The sequence below is a fragment of the Butyrivibrio sp. AE2015 genome (assembly GCF_000420825.1).
In the GTDB taxonomy this organism is placed as follows: domain Bacteria; phylum Bacillota; class Clostridia; order Lachnospirales; family Lachnospiraceae; genus Butyrivibrio.
Genome location: NZ_ATVR01000004.1, coordinates 41,580 through 55,325 on the forward strand (window position 1 = coordinate 41,580; position 13,746 = coordinate 55,325).

At 39.8% G+C, this 13,746-nt stretch carries 16 protein-coding genes; 15 read left to right on the top strand and 1 reads right to left on the bottom strand.

The genetic code is table 11. The annotated features are described in order from the left end of the window. Nucleotides 1–3 precede the first annotated feature (3 nt). From infA to G585_RS0103320, 8 genes are all read left to right on the top strand, one after another. A complete protein-coding gene (gene infA, locus G585_RS0103285; RefSeq protein ID WP_013280019.1) occupies nucleotides 4–222 on the top strand; it encodes a translation initiation factor IF-1 in 219 nt (72 codons plus the stop codon). Between the two features lie 302 nt (nucleotides 223–524). Then, the gene (locus G585_RS0103290; protein ID WP_022772951.1) at nucleotides 525–1,610 is read left to right on the top strand and encodes a TRAP transporter substrate-binding protein; all 1,086 of its coding nucleotides are present in this window, start codon (nucleotides 525–527) and stop codon (nucleotides 1,608–1,610) included. Between the two features lie 18 nt (nucleotides 1,611–1,628). Continuing rightward, entirely contained in the window at nucleotides 1,629–2,153 is a 525-nt protein-coding gene (locus G585_RS0103295) for a TRAP transporter small permease (protein ID WP_022772952.1), read from the top strand. Continuing rightward, nucleotides 2,153–3,448, top strand: a complete 1,296-nt coding sequence (locus tag G585_RS0103300; protein ID WP_022772953.1) for a TRAP transporter large permease — start codon at nucleotides 2,153–2,155, stop codon at nucleotides 3,446–3,448. Before G585_RS0103295 ends, G585_RS0103300 begins: the two co-directional genes overlap by 1 nt. Before the next feature lie 21 nt (nucleotides 3,449–3,469). After that, nucleotides 3,470–3,940, top strand: a complete 471-nt coding sequence (locus G585_RS0103305) for a YcxB family protein (protein WP_022772955.1) — start codon at nucleotides 3,470–3,472, stop codon at nucleotides 3,938–3,940. A gap of 79 nt (nucleotides 3,941–4,019) precedes the next feature. Continuing rightward, the gene (locus tag G585_RS16965) at nucleotides 4,020–5,540 is read left to right on the top strand and encodes a sensor histidine kinase (protein WP_022772956.1); all 1,521 of its coding nucleotides are present in this window, start codon (nucleotides 4,020–4,022) and stop codon (nucleotides 5,538–5,540) included. Beyond that, nucleotides 5,533–6,318, top strand: coding sequence for a response regulator transcription factor (locus G585_RS0103315; RefSeq protein ID WP_022772957.1), 786 nt, complete (start codon nucleotides 5,533–5,535; stop codon nucleotides 6,316–6,318). Before G585_RS16965 ends, G585_RS0103315 begins: the two co-directional genes overlap by 8 nt. Beyond that, entirely contained in the window at nucleotides 6,315–7,331 is a 1,017-nt protein-coding gene (locus G585_RS0103320) for a TRAP transporter substrate-binding protein (protein WP_022772959.1), read from the top strand. Before G585_RS0103315 ends, G585_RS0103320 begins: the two co-directional genes overlap by 4 nt. Before the next feature lie 30 nt (nucleotides 7,332–7,361). On the opposite strand, the gene mgrA is transcribed toward G585_RS0103320, so the two are convergent. Continuing rightward, a complete protein-coding gene (gene mgrA, locus G585_RS0103325) occupies nucleotides 7,362–8,351 on the bottom strand; it encodes an L-glyceraldehyde 3-phosphate reductase (protein ID WP_022772960.1) in 990 nt (329 codons plus the stop codon). 191 nt (nucleotides 8,352–8,542) lie between these two features. Here mgrA and G585_RS0103330 point away from each other — a divergent pair, with 191 nt between their 5' ends. The 7 genes from G585_RS0103330 (at nucleotide 8,543) to G585_RS0103360 (ending at nucleotide 13,727) form a co-directional block, all read left to right on the top strand. After that, nucleotides 8,543–9,925 carry a uracil-xanthine permease family protein gene (locus G585_RS0103330; RefSeq protein WP_022772961.1) on the top strand — a complete coding sequence of 461 codons (1,383 nt, stop codon included), beginning with the start codon at nucleotides 8,543–8,545 and terminating at the stop codon, nucleotides 9,923–9,925. A gap of 185 nt (nucleotides 9,926–10,110) precedes the next feature. Then, nucleotides 10,111–10,224 (top strand): 50S ribosomal protein L36, encoded by a 114-nt coding sequence (gene rpmJ / locus G585_RS0103335; RefSeq protein WP_013280022.1) that lies wholly within the window; start codon nucleotides 10,111–10,113, stop codon nucleotides 10,222–10,224. A 188-nt stretch (nucleotides 10,225–10,412) separates the two neighbouring features. Then, nucleotides 10,413–10,781 carry a 30S ribosomal protein S13 gene (rpsM, locus tag G585_RS0103340; protein ID WP_026663745.1) on the top strand — a complete coding sequence of 123 codons (369 nt, stop codon included), beginning with the start codon at nucleotides 10,413–10,415 and terminating at the stop codon, nucleotides 10,779–10,781. A gap of 100 nt (nucleotides 10,782–10,881) precedes the next feature. Then, a complete protein-coding gene (rpsK, locus tag G585_RS0103345; RefSeq protein ID WP_022772964.1) occupies nucleotides 10,882–11,292 on the top strand; it encodes a 30S ribosomal protein S11 in 411 nt (136 codons plus the stop codon). A gap of 140 nt (nucleotides 11,293–11,432) precedes the next feature. Further along, nucleotides 11,433–12,026: a 30S ribosomal protein S4 gene (rpsD, locus tag G585_RS0103350; RefSeq protein ID WP_022772965.1), complete on the top strand. Its 594-nt coding sequence runs from the start codon at nucleotides 11,433–11,435 to the stop codon at nucleotides 12,024–12,026. A gap of 45 nt (nucleotides 12,027–12,071) precedes the next feature. Continuing rightward, on the top strand, nucleotides 12,072–13,028 hold the full coding sequence (locus G585_RS0103355; protein WP_022772967.1) for a DNA-directed RNA polymerase subunit alpha: 957 nt from the start codon (nucleotides 12,072–12,074) through the stop codon (nucleotides 13,026–13,028). A gap of 162 nt (nucleotides 13,029–13,190) precedes the next feature. Next, nucleotides 13,191–13,727 (top strand): bL17 family ribosomal protein, encoded by a 537-nt coding sequence (locus G585_RS0103360; RefSeq protein ID WP_022772968.1) that lies wholly within the window; start codon nucleotides 13,191–13,193, stop codon nucleotides 13,725–13,727. Nucleotides 13,728–13,746 lie beyond the last annotated feature (19 nt).

Sequence of the window (13,746 nt, forward strand, 5' to 3'; positions counted from 1 at the left end):
GAAATGTCTAAGGCTGATGTAATTGAAATTGAAGGAAAGGTTATTGAGAAGCTTCCTAACACAATGTTCCAGGTTGAGCTTGAGAATGGTCATGTTGTTCTTGCTCATATCAGTGGAAAGCTTCGTCAGAACTTCATCAGAATCTTACCTGGTGATAAGGTAACTCTTGAACTTTCACCATATGACCTTACAAAAGGAAGAATTATTTGGAGAGACAAATAATTTTGAAATCGTCCGTGGCAAATTTGCCACGGATTTTTTTTGCCACATGTTTTTCTCCTTCGTATAAATAATCAGAAAACAAAAATCACTCATGAAAAGGAGGATAACAATATGGTAAGTTTAATGGCAAAAGCATTTATAATTGCAACGTTAGTATGTGAGGTTATCCTCGTGTTAAAAATATGCTAGTCAATGATAATAATGTCCGATTTTACTGCCTCCCGCGGTAACATATAATGGCATTGTCGAAAAGACAATGCCATTTTTTTAGTTGATTTTCAAGAAAACGGGAGGTTACACAAATGAAAAAAAGAGTTGTATCAGTATTTATGGCACTGGCAATGGGGCTTTCTATTGTTGCATGTGGAGTAACAGCGCCAGAGGCACCTGCTGCAGAACCAGCAGCTGAGCAGAAAGAAGAAACTGCAGCTGAGCAGACTAAGGCACCTGAAGCAGTTACACCTGATGCAGATGCTATCACACTTGTTATGGCAGAGGTAAACCCTCTTGATACCATAGTAGGTATGACAGATCAGAAGTTTAAAGAAGAAGTAGAAGCTAGATCTAACGGATCAATCATTATTGATCTTCAGGCTAGTGGTGTTCTTGGCTCAGAGAACGATGTTCTTGACACAATGCTTGGTGGTGGCGGAACAATTGATATGTCCAGAATCTCAGCTTTCGCTCTTACAAGCTATGGCGGACAGAAGTCAATGCTTCTTTCACTTCCTTATATCTTTACAAGCCGTGATCATTTTTGGAATTTTGCTACATCAGACCTTGCACAGGAATTCCTTCAGGAGCCTTCAGAGAACGGTAGTGGTGTAAGAGGTCTTTTCTACGGAGAAGAAGGATTCCGTCATTTCTTTACAGTTAATGAAATCTCAGATATCAATTCATTCAAGGGAATGAAACTTCGTGTTTCAAATGACCCTATCATGAATGGTCTTGTAGAAGGACTTGGAGCATCTCCTACAGTAGTAAGCTTTGGTGAACTTTATTCAGCACTTCAGACAGGAGTTGTAGATGGCGCTGAACAGCCAATTGCAAACTATAAGTCAAATGCATTCCCTGAGGTTGCTCCTTATATGATCCTTGATGGACATACTCTTGGTGCTATCCAGGTAATCATCACAGATGAAGCTTGGAATAAGCTTTCTGCTGAACAGCAGCAGGTTCTTGTCGACGCAGGTAAGGCTGCTTCTGAGTACAACCGCTCAATCTCAGAAGAAAAAGAGAATGCTGTATTAGAAGAACTTAAGGCTGATGGAGTTACAATCATTGAGGTTGAAGATATCACACCTTGGCAGGAAGCAGTTAAGCCTGTAATTGAGGAAAACATTAAAGGTCTTGAAGATTATTACCAGAAGTTAGTTGATATGAAGTAATAAATATAAAGGGGAAATATGGAATCATTTTTTAAAACAGTTGATAGTATTAAGCCTTTATATGATGTGACATACAAGATTATGCTTGTGATATGTAAGATTCTTCTTGTGGCAGACATCATTATCACAAGTATGAGCGTTTTTGGCAGATATATCCCTTTTATCCCGGATCCATCCTGGACAGAAGAAATAGTTCTTACCCTGATGGCATATATGGCAGTGTTATCTGCAGCCCTTGCCATCAGGAGGGGCGCTCATATCAGAATGACAGCCCTTGACAGATATCTTCCAACTAAACTCATTAAAATATTAGATCTGTTATCTGATGTATGCATCATGTTTTTGGCTTTTGTAATGCTTATAGTTGGTTGGCAGTATGCTTCTACCATTGGAAGTAAGGGTGTATATGTATCTCTTCCTAAATTATCAAGATTTTGGATGTATTTTCCAATTCCTGTGGCTGGTCTTGCTATGATCATTTTTGAACTTGAAGCAATATACAACCACATCAAAGGATTTTTTGTAAAGGAGGAGAAAAACTGATGACTGCTAATTCTACAGCAATTGCTATATTGCTAATTAGCTTTCTGGTCATGATCTTTTTGAGATTCCAGATAGCGTATGCAGTAGCATTATCCTCAATCCTTTGCCTTTTGTATCAGGGACTTCCTCTTACAACTGTTTGTCAGCAGATGGTAAAGGGAATAAGTTCTTTTTCACTCATGGCAGTACCGTTCTTTATAACCATGGGATGTATCATGGGAAGTGGAGGAATTTCTGAAAAGCTGATTGCTTTGGCCGATGCCTGCGTAGGCTGGATGACCGGCGGTATGGCCATGGTAAACATAGTTGCTTCCTATTTCTTTGGAGGAATTTCTGGTTCTGCAGCAGCAGATACTGCCTCTCTTGGAAGTATTTTGATCCCTATGATGGTTGATCAGGGATATGACGATGACTTTTCAACTGCGGTAACAATTACTTCATCTTGCGAAGGTTTGCTGGTTCCTCCCAGTCATAATATGGTCATTTATGCGATGAGTGCAGGTGGAGTCTCCGTAGGAAGCCTGTTTTTGGCAGGTTACATTCCCGGAGCACTTCTTGCAGCTTCACTTATGATAGGCTCTTACATTATTTCAAAAAGACGCCACTATCCAAAAGGTGAGGCATTTAGCATAAAGAAATTTGGAAAACAGCTCGGAATATCTTTCTGGGCCCTTGCCGCAGTAGTTATCGTTGTAATTGGTGTTGTTGGAGGTCTTTTCACAGCTACTGAGTCTGCAGCTGTCGCAGTAATCTACAGCCTTATAGTCAGCGTATTTATCTATAAGGGCCTTGACCTTAAAGGAGTATGGAAAACTCTTGAGCAGTGCGTAGACACACTTTCAATAGTTCTTATCCTTATTTCAACATCAAGCATTTTTGGTTACTGCCTTACAACCCTTCATGTACCTGATCTTGCAGCTAATGCAATCATAGGACTTACAAGAAACCCAATACTGATCGCGCTTTTATTGAACTTAATCCTGCTGGTACTTGGATGTATCATGGATATGGCGCCGATCATTTTGATTGCAACACCAATTCTTTTACCTATTGCTACATCAATTGGAATCAATCCGATACAGTTCGGTATAATGATCATCTTAAACTGCGGTATTGGACTTCTGACACCACCTGTTGGAGCAGTTCTTTTCATAGGCTCTGCGGTTGGCAAGGTAAAGATGGAAAAAGTAGTAAAGGCTACATTGCCATTCTATCTCTGCATGATATTAGTTCTTTTACTGCTTACCTTTATTCCAGAGATCAGTATGTTCCTGCCGAACCTGCTTATGAAATGATCGTTATTTGAAAGGCTTTTTATGGAGTATAGATATAATTGTGATGTTAAAACTTCAGACATATGGAAAATGGCTATGCGTCGTACTTACAAGTCATTTGTTGGCATTATAAACGTTGTGTTTACGGTTGCAATGATCCTTTTGACTATCAGATTCTGGGGTGCTTCTTCAGGATTTATAAAAAGTCTCATGATCTTTGGATGCACTCTTTTTCCTGTGATCCAGCCTCTTGCAACATATGGCATGAGCGCAAAGCAGCTTGAAAATCTGCCCAAGGACATGGTACTAACATTTAATGATAAGGGCGTTTTGGTGGAAACCGGAGGCAGATTTGAGAACATTAAGTGGAAAAATATATCAAATGCCATAAAAAGAAATAATATGATCATTGTTATGTCAGATGACAGACATGGTTATATGATCACTGACAGAGTATTGGGCAAGGAAAAAGACTTATTTTTTGATTATCTTTGCTCAAAAATAACAGCTTAGTTTGAATAGTTTTTTTAAAGAGGCGGCGCTATAATTATAACAATAACTATAACGAAGCCTCTTTATTTTTTACCCATTTATGAATAAAATTAGACAATTCTGGAATAATCTCAAGATCATAAACAAAATAAAAGTTTTTACAGGCAGCGTATTTTTTGCTATTTTGGCAATTCTTCTTTTTGATGTCTGGATCATTAAGCTCTTTATGATGGATTTCAATGACATTATGGAGGATAACTCCAAAAGCGGTGAGGTAATAAGCGCTCTGAATAAGGAAATAGAAACATTTGATATGTACGTTCACAGTGCAGATCCTTCCAATAAAACGGAATGGACCACGTGTGTCAACGAAAGCGAAAAGACTCTGAATAAAGTACCACTTGATTATGGGCGACTTGGGCAAGAGCGCTATGCGCTTATGTTTTCCTTTAAGACTGCTTATGGCGAATATAGCGTGGAAAGAGATAAGGTCATAGAGGATTTTCAGGATGGAAACGTTCTGATAGCAGATCTTTACAGGGTATATGGAATGCAAAAGTATCTGCTTCAGTACGCGCAGCATTTTGTTGACGTGACAATGAAGGAAGGCAATGCCAATTACCAAAAGCTCATGCCCGTCATCATAAGTGTCCCATTTTTGGTTTCAGCTATCGGCATCGTGGTATTTTTTATAATATTTGAAATCTCAAAGATCGTGAACGCGTCAATTACCACTCCTGTGCTGACTCTTGCAAACGCTTCACGTAAAATTGCTGCAAATGACTTTTTTATTGATGACATTGAAGTCAGCAGCCAGGATGAGATTGGCGAGCTCGTAACTGCTTTTAACAAAATGAAATTTGCTACAGGCGAGTATATAAAGGCATTGGAAGACAAGCGAGTAGCGCTTGATCAGCTTCATGAGCAGGAGATGGAAAACCTAAAGATTGAAAAGCAGCTTGAGACAATGAACCTTGAGCTTTTGAAGAGCCAGATAAACCCGCATTTTCTTTTTAATACACTCAATGCTATAGCGGGAACCGCGAATCTGGAGGATGCGCCTACCACAGAGCAGATGATAGAAGCCTTAAGCTCATTGTTTAGATATAACCTAAAGACCCAGGCAAAAGAAACTTTGCTTTCGCAGGAACTAAAAATATCAAAAGATTATATGTATCTTCAGAAAATGAGATTTGGTGAGAGAGTTCAATTTGAAATTGACTCAGAGGTGGATGAAAATGCAGTTATAGTGCCAACTTTCACCTTTCAGCCTCTTTTGGAAAATGCAATTATTCATGGCATATCCAAGAAAGTTGAGGGAGGAAAAGTGACCATAAAGATACGGCATGTAGGTGGAAGGCTGCATATAAATGTGGAAGATACCGGAGTTGGCATGGATGAGATAACTCTGTGGAATATAAATAAGCAGCTCTATGATCAGGAACGTGATAAGAATCATGAAAAATCAGTGGGAATTGGACTTGGTAATATATGTAAGCGCATCAGAGCGATGTACAGCGATGGACATTTCGAGATTACCAGTAAAGAAGGAGAGGGAACAGTGATCTTCATAGACATTCCTTTCTTATACCCTCAGATGCAGGTGGATAGCAATGTATAGAATATTAGTGGCAGACGATGAACCAATTGAACGACAGGTTATTAATAAGAAGATAAAAGCTTTTTTTCCGAATCTGGTTGAAGTTTTTGTGGCTGAGAATGGAATTGAGGCTGTGAAGAAATATACCGAGAATATGTGCAATATAGCTGTTCTTGACATTGAGATGCCTGGAATGAACGGACTTGAAGCAGCAACGCAGATCAGAAACCTTGATAAAGACTGTAGCATTATCTTTCTCACGGCATTTGATGAATTCAGCTATGCCAAAAGAGCTATTGAAGTAAGGGCCCTGGATTATCTTTTAAAACCTGGTTCTGATGAGGAACTGATCAATATTTTGGAAGAGGCCTTCAGAATTTGCGATAGTAACAGCAAAGCCCCCAAAGCAGAGGTTTCTCAAAAGGATTCAGAATCAACGCCTTCCTTGGAATATAGCGAAGTTGATATACATAGCAATACTCTCATCAGGGATATTACCGGGTATATAGAAAGCCATTATATGGAAGACATAGCTCTTCAGGATATCGCAGGATATCTGAATTATTCCGACGTTTATTTCTGTAAACTTTTCAAACAGAACTTTGGTAAGAATTTTATTACTTACCTGAATGAGTTCAGAATGGCCCGGGCAAAAGATCTTTTGGCTGATCCAGGAATCAATATAAAAGATGTCGGATATAAGGCGGGATTTAGAGATCCCAACTATTTTACCAGGATATTTAAGCGGATGGTTGGGATGACACCAAGCGAGTATAGGAGCGGAGCTTTGGAAAAATGACAAAGAGATGGATATATGGCCTAGTGCTGTCTGTTTTGGGAATCATAGCTGCTGTTGCAGGCTTAAGGCTATTGCTTGTGCTTAGCAGTGATCATATGAATAAAGAGCCGGAGTTTGTTCTTTTGTATGCGGAAAATCAGACTGAGGATTATCCCACTACCCTGGGGGCCTGGAAGTTTGCGGATCTTGTTTACGAGCGGACAGATGGAAGGATAAAAATACTTGTTAAGTATGATGCTGAACTTGGAAGTGAGATGCAGGTTATAGAGCAGATGAAGTTTGGAGGAATTGCATTTGCAAGAGTGTCTCTGTCACAGCTTGCTGAGTTTGCTCCGGCGCTTAATGCTCTGCAACTTCCTTACTTGTACAGCGACTCGCAACATATGTGGAGAGTCCTGGATGGAAGTATCGGCGATGAATTCCTTAATAGCGTTGAACCTCGGGGAATTGTCGGGTTATCCTGGTATGATGCTGGGGCAAGGAATTTCTATAGTACAACTCCTATAAGAAAGCTGGAAGATCTTCAGAATATGAATATAAGAGTGCAGGAGTCAGATATGATGGCTGATATGGTTTCAGCTCTGGGCGGCAATCCTGTAAAGATAGTTTATTCTGATGTGTATTCGGCTTTTGAACAGAAAATAGTGGATTGCGCAGAAAACAACTGGCCTTCCTTTGAGGCAATGAAGCATTATGATGTGGCAAGGTATTATACATTGGATGAACATACACGAGTGCCGGAACTACAGATATGTTCAAAGGTTATCTGGGACAAGATAGATGAAAGAGACAGAGATATAATCCGTGACTGTGCGAAAGCGTCAGCAATTTATGAAAGACAGCTCTGGCAGGAAAGAGAAAAGTCATCAAGGGAAGTTGCTGAAAAAAGAGGGGTCACAGTGATAGAACTTTCGGCAAACGAAAAAATAAGATTCAGGGAAGCTGTTTCTTCGGTATATGAAAAATATGGCGGAGATCAGATGGATATCATTAAGAGAATAATGGAGTACTAAAAAAGGGAGGTTTGATCCTCCCTTTTTGAATTATATTGAATATTTATCTATTTCTTTTAACTCATCTTCTGTAAATGTGGTGTTCTCGATGGCTTTTATATTATCAAGAATCTGAGAAGATCTGGATGCGCCGATGATTACGGAAGTTATATAGTCATCCTTAAGGTTCCATGCAAGCGCCATTTCAGCAAGTGTCTGACCACGCCTTTTGGCAATTTCATTTAAAGCCTTTATATTGGCGAGCTTTTCTTCTGTGAGCTGACCTTCCTTAAGGAAACGGCCATCAGTGCGGATTCTGCTGTCCTCTGGAATACCATTTAGATATCTGTCTGTTAAAAGACCCTGCGCAAGAGGAGAGAAGCAGATGATTCCGGTTCCCACTTCCCTGGACTTTTCTTTCAGACCGTTTTTCTCAATTGTTCTGTCAAAAATATTGTAGCGGTTCTGATTGATGATGAATGGAACATGAAGCTCTTTTAATATAGCGTGAGCTCTTTCAAGAGTAGGTCCATCATAATTGGAAATACCAACATAAAGAGCCTTGCCGCTTCTTACAATCTGGGCAAGAGCCTCCATTGTCTCTTCTAAAGGTGTCTCGGGATCCATTCTGTGATGGTAAAAGATATCCACATATTCAAGTCCCATTCTCTTAAGTGACTGGTCAAGGCTTGCAATAAGATACTTGCGGCTGCCCCAGTCACCATAAGGGCCTGGCCACATATAGTATCCGGCTTTTGTTGAGATGACCATTTCATCTCTATAGCTCTTAAAGTTTTCTTTAAGTATTTTACCGAAGTTTTGCTCAGCAGCTCCGTCTGCCGGTCCATAGTTATTGGCAAGATCAAAATGTGTGATGCCGTTGTCAAATGCGGTCTTACACATGTCCACCATGTTGTTGTAATCGGAGTTATCACCGAAGTTGTGCCATAGTCCAAGAGATACGGCAGGAAGCTTCAGACCGCTTTTTCCACAACGATTGTATGTCATGCTTTCGTAACGAGTAGTATTTGCAGTGTACATATAACCCTCCCTAGATAAAACTTTGTTATAGTTTAATACATTTTTAGGAAAAAAGCACAGAAAAAAAGCGCGATTTCTGTTAAAAAACAATCATATTTTTTAGTGAAAAATTAATGCACATAATGTGACATCATGCTATAATTCACTTTGGTAAAAAACAACCTTTCAGGTTAATAAAACGGAGGAGAAAAATGGGAGAAAAACGACAGGCTATCTATGATGCCACGACTCTGGGGAAACCCAAAATGGCGCTCTTGGGATTGCAGCATATGTTTGCAATGTTTGGGGCGACGATCTTAGTTCCAATTTTAGTTAATGGTTATTTTAATGGGGAAGGACTTTCCGTTCAGGTCACACTTTTCTTTGCAGGTATTGGTACACTTCTTTTTCATCTTTTTTCTAAATTCAAGGTTCCCGCATTTCTGGGATCATCATTCGCATTCCTTGGTGGCTTTGCTACCGTAGCTAATTTAAATTCAGGTAAGTACGCTGATATGACATATGGAGAAAAACTTCCTTATGCTTGCGGTGGTATTGTTGTTGCAGGACTTCTTTATCTTATCCTTGCAGTAGTCATAAAGCTTGTAGGAGTAAAGAAGGTTATGCATTTCCTTCCTCCTGTAGTAACAGGACCTATTATTATCTGCATTGGTCTTTCACTTGCACCATCTGCTGTTTCTAATGCTTCAGCGAACTGGTTCCTTGCTCTTGTAGCACTTTCAGTAGTTGTTATCTTTAATATCTGGGGCAAAGGAATGTTCAAGATCATTCCTATCCTTATGGGAGTAGTTATTTCATACTGTGTTGCCCTTATTATGAATGCGATAGGCTTTACAAATGCAGATGGCAGTGCAATCCTTGATTTTGCGCCTGTTGCTGCAGCTAATTGGGTTGGACTTCCTCCTTTCCAGTTCGCAAAATTTGATCTTACAGCGATTCTTGTTATGGCTCCTATAGCAATTGCAACTATGATGGAGCATGTTGGTGATATCTCAGCTATTTCAGCTACTACAGACAAAAACTTTATCGAAGATCCGGGTCTTCACAGAACACTCTTTGGAGATGGACTTGCAACAGCAGTTGCAGGACTTTTCGGAGGACCTGCAAATACAACTTACGGAGAGAACACCGGTGTTCTTGAGCTCTCTAAGGTATATGATCCAAAGGTTGTTGAAATCGCAGCTGTATATGCTATCGTAGTAAGCTTCATTCCTAAGATTTCAGACATCATTGGCACAATGCCAACAGCTATCATCGGTGGTATAAGCTTCATATTATATGGAATGATCTCAGCAATTGGTGTTAGAAATGTAGTAGAGAACAATGTTGATTTCACAAAATCAAGAAATCTTATTGTTGCAGCAGTTATCCTTGTATCAGGACTTGGATTCTCTGATGGTATTACATTTACAATTGGAAATACTCCTGTAACTCTTACATCTCTTGCTATAGCAGCTCTTCTTGGAATCGTGCTTAATGCAGTATTACCTGGAAATGATTATGACTTCGGTGTTAATCATAAGGGCGACATCAATAGGGGCGTAAGCTTCAATAATCACGAAGAAGCAGGCTGATAAACGTGTAATATCCTACCAGGATTTCGGTAAAAGATTTTATCGAAATCCTGGTATTTTTTTTGTAAAAACCTGTTGATTATTGATTTGATATATGCTATGATGTTAAATGGTCTTTTTAGGAAAAGGGATATTTGTGCCCTTTTTCAGGCATTATTCTGTTACCATGCAGGAAAGGAGAAACAATGAAAGTTAGGTCTTCTGTTAAGCCTATGTGCGAAAAGTGCAAGGTTATTAAGAGAAAGGGCGTTATCAGAGTAATCTGTGACAACCCTAAGCACAAACAGAGACAGGGTTAATTCGAGCCGTTTCGGATTACTTTTTGATACCAATAATGAATTGAGTATTGGAAAGATCGGATTAAGTACTGTCCGATTGGGCGTTAGATGCCCCAATCAAACAAGTAACAGCTCTGGCAAAAGTCTGGAGCAAGAGGAGTAAAGCTTCTCATTAAACTATTATTTATTTGTTAAATGGAGGAATTAAAATGGCTCGTATTGCAGGTGTAGATTTACCTAGAGATAAGCGAGTAGAGATCGGTTTGACATACATCTACGGTATCGGTAGAACAAGCTCAAACAAGATTCTTGAAGCAGCAAAAGTAAATCCGGACACACGTGTTCGCGATCTTACAGACGAAGAAGTAAAGAGAATTGCCGAGATCATCGGTAACGACTACGAAGTAGAGGGTGACCTTAGAAGAGAAGTTGCTATGAACATCAAGAGACTCACTGAGATCGGATGCTTCAGAGGAATGCGTCACAGAAGAGGACTTCCTTGCCGTGGTCAGAGAACTAAGACAAATGCAAGAACAAGAAAAGGACCAAAGAGAACAATCGCTAATAAGAAGAAGTAATTCTTTCCAGAGGCTATTGGGACCAGTTGAATTTGTGCATGGCGAATTCATAAGTAACATTATAACTAGTATTTATAGGAAGAAAGTAGGTTAGTTTAAAATGGCAAATCAGAAATCAGCTACAGCTGCAAAGAAGGCAGCTGCAAAAAAGCGTGTCAAGAAAAACGTTGAACACGGACAGGCACATATCCAGTCATCTTTCAATAACACAATCGTTACATTGACAGATGCTGCAGGAAACGCTCTTAGCTGGGCAAGTGCCGGCGGTCTGGGATTTAAGGGTTCAAGGAAATCTACTCCTTATGCTGCACAGGTAGCTGCAGAGACAGCAACTAAGGCTGCACTTGTACATGGCCTTAAGACTGTTGATGTATTCGTTAAGGGACCAGGATCAGGAAGAGAAGCTGCTATCAGAGCTCTTGCTGCAAGCGGTCTTACAGTTACATCTATCACAGACGTAACACCTGTACCACATAACGGATGCCGCCCACCTAAGCGTCGTAGAGTATAATCGCTGGTCTAAGATCACGATTATAAGCAGTTATTTGTGCATATATAAATGTAAACAATAACTCGTTGGACGAAGGTGCTTAACACTGTAAACAACATCAGAATGTGAAAACAATCTGAGAATAAGAAAGGAGCCAAAAAATGGCAGTAAACAGAGTTCCCGTATTAAAGAGATGCAGATCACTTGATTTGGATCCAACATTCCTTGGATATGACAAGAAGTCCAAGAGAACATCAGCTAGAGCTGGTAAGAAAATGAGTGAGTATGGACTTCAGCTCCGTGAGAAGCAGAAGGCTAAGTTTATCTATGGCGTTCTTGAGAAGCCTTTCAGAAATTATTATGTTCGTGCTGATAGAATGAAGGGTCAGACAGGTTCAAACCTTATGACAATTCTTGAGAGCAGACTTGACAACGTAATCTTCAGAATGGGATTCGCTAGAACAAGAAGAGAAGCTAGACAGGTTGTTCTTCATAAGTTCATCACAGTTAATGGAAAGATGATCAACATCCCTTCATATCTTATCAAGGCTGGCGATGTAATCGAAGTTAAAGAAGCAGCTAAGAATATCCAGAGATTCAAGGATATTTCAGAGATCACAGCAGGAAGACTTGTTCCTGAATGGCTTGATGTTAACAAGGAAGGCCTTAAGGGTACAGTTAAAGAACTTCCTTCAAGAGAAGTTATTGATGTACCAGTTGACGAAATGCTTATCGTCGAGTTGTACTCAAAATAATGATATAATTAACTTGTTAACAAACCACTTAAGGAGGGTATATCAGTGTTTGATTTTGAAAGACCAAATATTGAAGTTGCTGAAATCTCAGATGATAAGAAGTATGGTAAATTCGTAGTAGAGCCTCTTGAGAGAGGATACGGTATTACACTGGGCAATTCCCTTCGCAGGATTATGCTCTCTTCATTACCTGGAGCAGCAGTGAGCCAGGTTAAGATTGAAGGCGTTCTGCATGAGTTCAGTTCTATTCCTGGTGTTAAGGAAGATGTAACTGAGATCATTATGAATATCAAGAATCTTTCAATTAAGAATTCTTCTGACACAAACGAACCAAAGACTGCTTACATAGAGTTCAATGGTGAAGGTGTTGTGAAAGCTTCTGATATTCAGGTAGATCAGGATATCGAGATCATGAATCCTGATCAGGTAATCGCTACACTTTCCGGAAAAGATGCTAAGCTTTACATGGAGCTTACTATCACAAAGGGAAGAGGTTATGTAAGCTCAGACAAGAATAAGACTGGCGATCTTCCAATCGGAGTTATCGCTATCGATTCTATCTACACACCTGTAGAGAGAGTAAACGTAACTGTTGAGAATACTCGTGTAGGTCAGGTTACTGATTTTGATAAGCTTACACTTGATGTTCACACTGATGGAACACTTGCTCCAGACGAGGCTGTAAGCCTTGCTGCAAAGGTTCTTTCAGAGCATCTTAGCCTCTTCATCGATCTTTCAGAGAATGCCAAGACTGCAGAAGTTATGGTAGAGAAGGAAGATGATGAGAAGGGTAAGGTTCTTGAGATGTCAATTGATGAACTTGAGCTTTCAGTTCGTTCATTCAACTGCCTCAAGAGAGCTGGAATCAATACAGTTCAGGAACTTGCTAACAAGACTCCTGATGATATGATGAAGGTTCGTAATCTTGGCCGTAAGTCACTTGAGGAAGTTCTTGCAAAGCTTGACGAGCTTGGACTTTCACTGAGAGCAGATGGCGAATAATTACTAATATCATTCAAATGAATATCCGGATCAGGTAAAGCCGATGTGTACTGATCCGGGTTCTCATATGTAACATTTACAGCATCTGGAAAGTAAGACCGATGGGCATTTCCTCATGTTAACTGGCAGGGGAATCCTGCAGATGAGAAAGGAATTAAAACAATGGCAATGTACAGAAAGCTTGGAAAAGCAACAAAACCTAGAAGAGCACTTCTTCGTAACCAGGTAACAGCACTTCTTTACAATGGTAAGATCATTACTACAGAAGCAAGAGCAAAAGAAATCAAGAAGATCGTAGAACCTATGATCACTCTTGCAGCTAAAGAGAAGGACAACTTCGAGACACTTACAGTTGACTGCAAAGTTCCTGAGAAGGACAAAGACGGCAGAAGAGTAAAAGAAGTTGTTGATGGCAAGAAGGTTACAAAGTATACAACAGTTAAGAAGGAAATCAAGAAAGATATGCCTTCACGTATGCACGCAAGAAGACAGCTTCTCAAGACTCTTTATCCTGTAGTTGAAGTTCCACAGGAGAACAAGGGAAGAAAGAGAAACACAAAGGAAATCGATCTTGTAGCAAAACTTTTCGATGAGTATGGTCCTAAGTATGCAGACCGTAAGGGTGGATACACAAGAATCATCAAGATTGGTCAGAGAAAAGGCGATGCAGCAATGATGGTTGTTCTTGAGTTAGTATAATTCAGAGCTTTTTAAAAGG

Excerpts from the sequence above, each read along its gene's own strand:
- infA (WP_013280019.1), top strand. The coding sequence starts at position 4 with ATGTCTAAGGCTGATGTAATTGAAATTGAAGGAAAGGTTATTGAGAAG.
- G585_RS0103290 (WP_022772951.1), top strand. The coding sequence starts at position 525 with ATGAAAAAAAGAGTTGTATCAGTATTTATGGCACTGGCAATGGGGCTT.
- G585_RS0103295 (WP_022772952.1), top strand. The coding sequence starts at position 1,629 with ATGGAATCATTTTTTAAAACAGTTGATAGTATTAAGCCTTTATATGAT.
- G585_RS0103300 (WP_022772953.1), top strand. The coding sequence starts at position 2,153 with ATGACTGCTAATTCTACAGCAATTGCTATATTGCTAATTAGCTTTCTG.
- G585_RS0103305 (WP_022772955.1), top strand. The coding sequence starts at position 3,470 with ATGGAGTATAGATATAATTGTGATGTTAAAACTTCAGACATATGGAAA.
- G585_RS16965 (WP_022772956.1), top strand. The coding sequence starts at position 4,020 with ATGAATAAAATTAGACAATTCTGGAATAATCTCAAGATCATAAACAAA.
- G585_RS0103315 (WP_022772957.1), top strand. The coding sequence starts at position 5,533 with ATGTATAGAATATTAGTGGCAGACGATGAACCAATTGAACGACAGGTT.
- G585_RS0103320 (WP_022772959.1), top strand. The coding sequence starts at position 6,315 with ATGACAAAGAGATGGATATATGGCCTAGTGCTGTCTGTTTTGGGAATC.
- mgrA (WP_022772960.1), bottom strand. The coding sequence starts at position 8,351 with ATGTACACTGCAAATACTACTCGTTACGAAAGCATGACATACAATCGT.
- G585_RS0103330 (WP_022772961.1), top strand. The coding sequence starts at position 8,543 with ATGGGAGAAAAACGACAGGCTATCTATGATGCCACGACTCTGGGGAAA.
- rpmJ (WP_013280022.1), top strand. The coding sequence starts at position 10,111 with ATGAAAGTTAGGTCTTCTGTTAAGCCTATGTGCGAAAAGTGCAAGGTT.
- rpsM (WP_026663745.1), top strand. The coding sequence starts at position 10,413 with ATGGCTCGTATTGCAGGTGTAGATTTACCTAGAGATAAGCGAGTAGAG.
- rpsK (WP_022772964.1), top strand. The coding sequence starts at position 10,882 with ATGGCAAATCAGAAATCAGCTACAGCTGCAAAGAAGGCAGCTGCAAAA.
- rpsD (WP_022772965.1), top strand. The coding sequence starts at position 11,433 with ATGGCAGTAAACAGAGTTCCCGTATTAAAGAGATGCAGATCACTTGAT.
- G585_RS0103360 (WP_022772968.1), top strand. The coding sequence starts at position 13,191 with ATGGCAATGTACAGAAAGCTTGGAAAAGCAACAAAACCTAGAAGAGCA.